Origin of the sequence: Corynebacterium sp. HMSC072A02, assembly GCF_001810085.1 — a bacterium.
In the GTDB taxonomy this organism is placed as follows: domain Bacteria; phylum Actinomycetota; class Actinomycetes; order Mycobacteriales; family Mycobacteriaceae; genus Corynebacterium; species Corynebacterium hesseae.
Genome location: NZ_KV799826.1, coordinates 1 through 4,234 on the forward strand (window position 1 = coordinate 1; position 4,234 = coordinate 4,234).

The 4,234-nt window shown below is 56.1% G+C and carries 4 protein-coding genes; 3 read left to right on the forward strand and 1 reads right to left on the reverse strand.

The window, feature by feature from the left end; all coding sequences use genetic code 11:
- Nucleotides 1-466: 466 nt before the first annotated feature.
- Together HMPREF2698_RS03320 and HMPREF2698_RS03325 are read left to right on the forward strand one after the other, a co-directional pair.
- Nucleotides 467-1,003, forward strand: coding sequence for a hypothetical protein (locus HMPREF2698_RS03320; RefSeq protein WP_141746464.1), 537 nt, complete (start codon nucleotides 467-469; stop codon nucleotides 1,001-1,003).
- A gap of 12 nt (nucleotides 1,004-1,015) precedes the next feature.
- Nucleotides 1,016-1,900, forward strand: coding sequence for a hypothetical protein (locus tag HMPREF2698_RS03325; RefSeq protein WP_070529834.1), 885 nt, complete (start codon nucleotides 1,016-1,018; stop codon nucleotides 1,898-1,900).
- A gap of 248 nt (nucleotides 1,901-2,148) precedes the next feature.
- On the opposite strand, the gene HMPREF2698_RS13505 is transcribed toward HMPREF2698_RS03325, so the two are convergent.
- Nucleotides 2,149-2,826: a TetR/AcrR family transcriptional regulator gene (locus HMPREF2698_RS13505; RefSeq protein WP_070462451.1), complete on the reverse strand. Its 678-nt coding sequence runs from the start codon at nucleotides 2,824-2,826 to the stop codon at nucleotides 2,149-2,151.
- A 91-nt stretch (nucleotides 2,827-2,917) separates the two neighbouring features.
- Here HMPREF2698_RS13505 and HMPREF2698_RS03335 point away from each other — a divergent pair, with 91 nt between their 5' ends.
- Nucleotides 2,918-4,147 carry an MFS transporter gene (locus tag HMPREF2698_RS03335; RefSeq protein ID WP_070495012.1) on the forward strand — a complete coding sequence of 410 codons (1,230 nt, stop codon included), beginning with the start codon at nucleotides 2,918-2,920 and terminating at the stop codon, nucleotides 4,145-4,147.
- Nucleotides 4,148-4,234 lie beyond the last annotated feature (87 nt).

A 4,234-nucleotide genomic window follows, 5' to 3' on the forward strand; every position in this document is an offset into this window, starting at 1 on the left:
TCCACTACGTGTCCACGATTTGCGGGCAACCCCAAGTGTTTCCAGGGGAGAACGCAGATGATGGGGATAGCGCCGCGCTGGTGAAGCCCGACGGCACGGTGGAGCTACTAGGAAGTTCCCCTGTTGATTTAACAGCTTTTGTTGAAGCTGGGGACTGGGTAACCACTCAATAAAACTGACCGCCAACCAATATGTCTCATACTCACCTCCGTTACCACCAAGGCGTGGAACACACCCAACACCCCACGGAGGAGACAAACCACATGTCGGATGAAAACACCACCCCCGCAGACCTCGCACAGCAGGCCGCTGACAAGGCGCAGCAGGCCCAGCACGACACCGAGCAGGGAACTACACCCAAGCCGGTGAACACCTAGGCGAGGCGCAGGCCAACGAGGCGGACGAAGCCGTAGACCTTGACGCGCTACGTAAGCAGCTCGCCCGATACGAAGCGGAAAACCGCAAGTTGAAGAACGAGAACGGCGACCGCCGAGTGAAGGCGAAGCAGGCGGAAGAACAGGCAGCGACGTTGAAGAAACTCGCGCAGGTACTCGGTTTTGAACCGTCCGACAAAGACACGGAGGAACAAATCAAGCAGGCCAAGGCCGCTGCGCAGGAACGAGAAGCCGAGCGTGACAAGCTCCAGGCCGAACTCGACCGAATGCGCGAGGACAACACCCTACGCAAGCTGGCGAAGGAAAACGGGGCAGACCCCGACATGCTTGTGCCGTATCTCCGTGGTGTAGGTGATCTCCCGAAGTGGGGCAGCGACGAGTGGGACAGTAAGGCTGGCGAACTCGTCACCAACACGCTCAACTCATTCCCACAGTTCAAGGCGGGTGGGGTAGCACCCCGCACCAGCGGAACCCCAGCCCCACGAACAACAACGATGGCCGAATCCTCACCGCCGATGACCTCGACCGCCTGTACGCACAGGGCAAGTTTGAGGAAATCAACAAGGCAGTGGAGGAAGGCCGTATCAGCCGCTAAAAGTTTCCACTAGGAGGAACGCACTATGGCAACTCCACAGTCCCACAAGAACTGGGATCCGGTAATCGGCCCGATTGTCGCGTCTGCGCTCATGCAGCCGCTCCGTCAGACCTGGGCATTCGCGCAGGAGGGTGTGACGAACTGCGACTTTGAGGGCGAAATCCGCGGTAAGGGTGACGAGGTTGTTGTCACCAACCTTAGCCGTCCCACCATCCGTAAGTACGACGAGTCCGAAGACATGATTGTTGAAGATGTCGAGTTCGGAGAGCGTAAGTTCAAGACCGACCAGGGCGACTACTTCAACTTCAAGATTCCGCTGGTATCTTCCGTCCAGTCTGCTCTAGACGTGAAGCCGGAGGCAGTCAGCGAGGCAGAGGAAGGCATGTCCGAGCAGGTCGATACCTACATCGGCAAGCTCATGAAGGACGGAGTGAAGAACTCCAACAAGGTGGGCACCCTCCCGCTCGACATTGAGAAGAAGGACGCGTACAAGACGCTGGTGGTGCTGCGTAAGAAACTCAACGCCACTTCGGTTCCGAAGACTGACCGTTTCGTGATGGTTGGCCCGGAGATGGAATCGGCGTTGCTGTACGACGAGCGCCTGGACAAGGCAGTGAACAACAGCAATCTCTTGAACGGTGAGATTGGTCGCCTGCTCGGGTTCCGCATCATTTCCGCGCCGACGGTGCCGACGGTGGCGGGCCGTGAGGTGGTCATTGCGGGCCACCCGATGGCTACCCCGTTCGGCTACCAGATCACGGAGGTGGCGGAATCGTCCATGCTGCCGTTCCGTTTCACCCGTGCGATTACGGGCCTCCAGGTGTACGGCGGTTCCGTGTTCCGCCCGGAGGTGCTGGCGACGGCTGAACAGGATGTGGTGGAGCCGACCACGGCGGGTGCTACCGAGTAGACGCTAGCCCGTAGCAGGCAGCGAAGGGGGTCAGGGTGTGTGCCTTGGCCCCCTTTACCCATACCTGGATGAAGGGCACACCATGAATAATCCGTATCAGGAAGAACTACTTAACCGTCTCCGTGACCATGATAACGCGAGGGGTGAACGTGAACTGACCCGGCTTATCAACTGGGCTACATCCGCTGTGTTGAAGTACACAGCTGTGCGGGCGCTCACTAAGACGATGATTGAGAAGTGGGTCAGAGTTAAGGCAGCAGGGTGTGTTCGATGCCGTCTAGGATCACATCGATGACGAGGTCGTAGTATTCCTCGGACATCGCTTCTTCTTCATCAGGGTGTGAGAGAGGCTCCAGGTAAGAGTTGACAATACTGGTCAGTCCAACAGATTGAGCCATCATAGGCTCAAGCCTGACAAGCATTTCGTGCAGGTTGTGGCGAGGCTGGATTTGATTGGATGCGCGCAGGTTTCTCGCTCCGATCGTGTGGATGATCGAGTTCGCGATAATTGTGTAGGCCACAGGCGAATTGTCACCAAACCCAGCTTCTTGTAGTTTGGCCCAGGCTCCATCGATCATCGGCAAAAACTGTTCGGTGAACTTGCCCCGCGCGAACCTGTCGGTAATCCCCGGATATGCTAACAATGCGGGGCGTAGATTGTGAGCCATAGCTCGAAACCAGGCTTTCCATTCAAGGTCCGGGTCGGGAACTTCAATCCCGACACATACCCGGTCTACAACAGCATCACAAATGGCTTCCTTGTTTGGAAAATAATGATAAATCACTGAGGGAACCACGCCCAGTTCACGGGCAATGTCCCGTACTGACCATCCCTCAACGCCACTGATCGCGCTTAACTGTACAGCTTGTTTGACAATCAGCTCGCGTGATAGCCCAGCCCTTCGCCCCGTTAGCACAGTGTTCATAAGGTGACCCTAACTTATTCCTTGACCCTTACTAGAACACCATTCTACAATATCCCTAAGTGAAACAGTGTTCTAGTAATGGAGTGTAGTGATGCCCGACCCTCGTAGTAATAAGCCGACACAGAGCTCTATTGATCCAGGAGCGCAAGCGAACCTGGTAGTGGGAATCGTTTTTCTCGCCTTTATGGGGCAAATGATTCTCAATCCGATCATCGCGCCACTGTCACGACAGATGGGATTGCGGGAATGGCATATTGGCGCCACTATCTCTTTGGCAGCGATTGTACTAGCGAGCTTGAGTGCTTATTGGGGGCGAGCTTCCCAACGTGTCGGCGCTAAACGTGTACTCGCTGCTGGGCTTGTGATCGCGATCATCGCTTTGAGCGCCTTCGGTATTGTCTCCTACCTGGGGATGAACCAGGTAGTTGGCGGTGTCGGACTAGTTTTTGGTGTTGTGATCACTCGTGGTTTGCTCTATGGTGGAGGGATTTCAGCGATCGCCCCGACCGCGCAAGCCCACCTGGTCACGCATGCTGCCAGCGAGAACGGGCGGGTAAAAGCACTGGGCATGATTGGAGCGGCTCAAGGGATGGCCTCCATTGTTGGAGGTGTTACTGGAGGTGTGTTAGCCGCTGCTGGTGGCCTGCTCTTGCCCTTGGTGGTCATGCCCGTTGTGATGGTGATTGGTCTGGTTGTTCTCTTGGTGAGTTTCGCACCTCAAAGCCGAGGGCAACTTTTTGCAAAGCCTCAACGGATTCGCTTCACTGATCCGCGTGTAGCTCCCTGGCTAGCAACTGGTCTGGTGATGTTTCTTGTGTTTTCTTCTGTTGCTACGATTTTTGGATTCACTGTCCAAGACCGCTTCGCCCTGTCGGCAACTGCGACCGCAGGTATTTCCGCGATTTACCTGACCATCATGGGCGTGACCATGATCATTGCCCAAGCGGTGATTGCTCCAAAGACAGGGTGGGGAGCAGCGAAGCTTTTACGTACTGGTCTGGCCATTACACTAGTTGCAACTGTGCTCATTTGGCCTACCTCCTCGCACGCTTTACTGGTTGTCGGGTGTATCGTGCTGGGGGTAGGTATGGGACTGGCGATGCCCGGGTACAACACTGGCCCAACCTTGAAGATGAGTGCAGATGAGCAAGGCGCAGTGGCTGGCATCATCAACGCTAATAATGGGTTGGCGTACGCGATTGCCCCGCTGGCTTCGACCGCCCTTTACGGGTGGAACCCGCTGGCACCCTTCGCCGTCTGTATCGCCTTGATTGCAGTGGTCGTCATCTACGCCCACACTGCACCCGCACTACGCCAATAACTATGAGCGTGCCTGAAGTAGCCGTTCCATCACGTTATCCGCAGGAGTCGGCCCTGAGGTTACCCTCGTTTAGTGGACACCCTATTT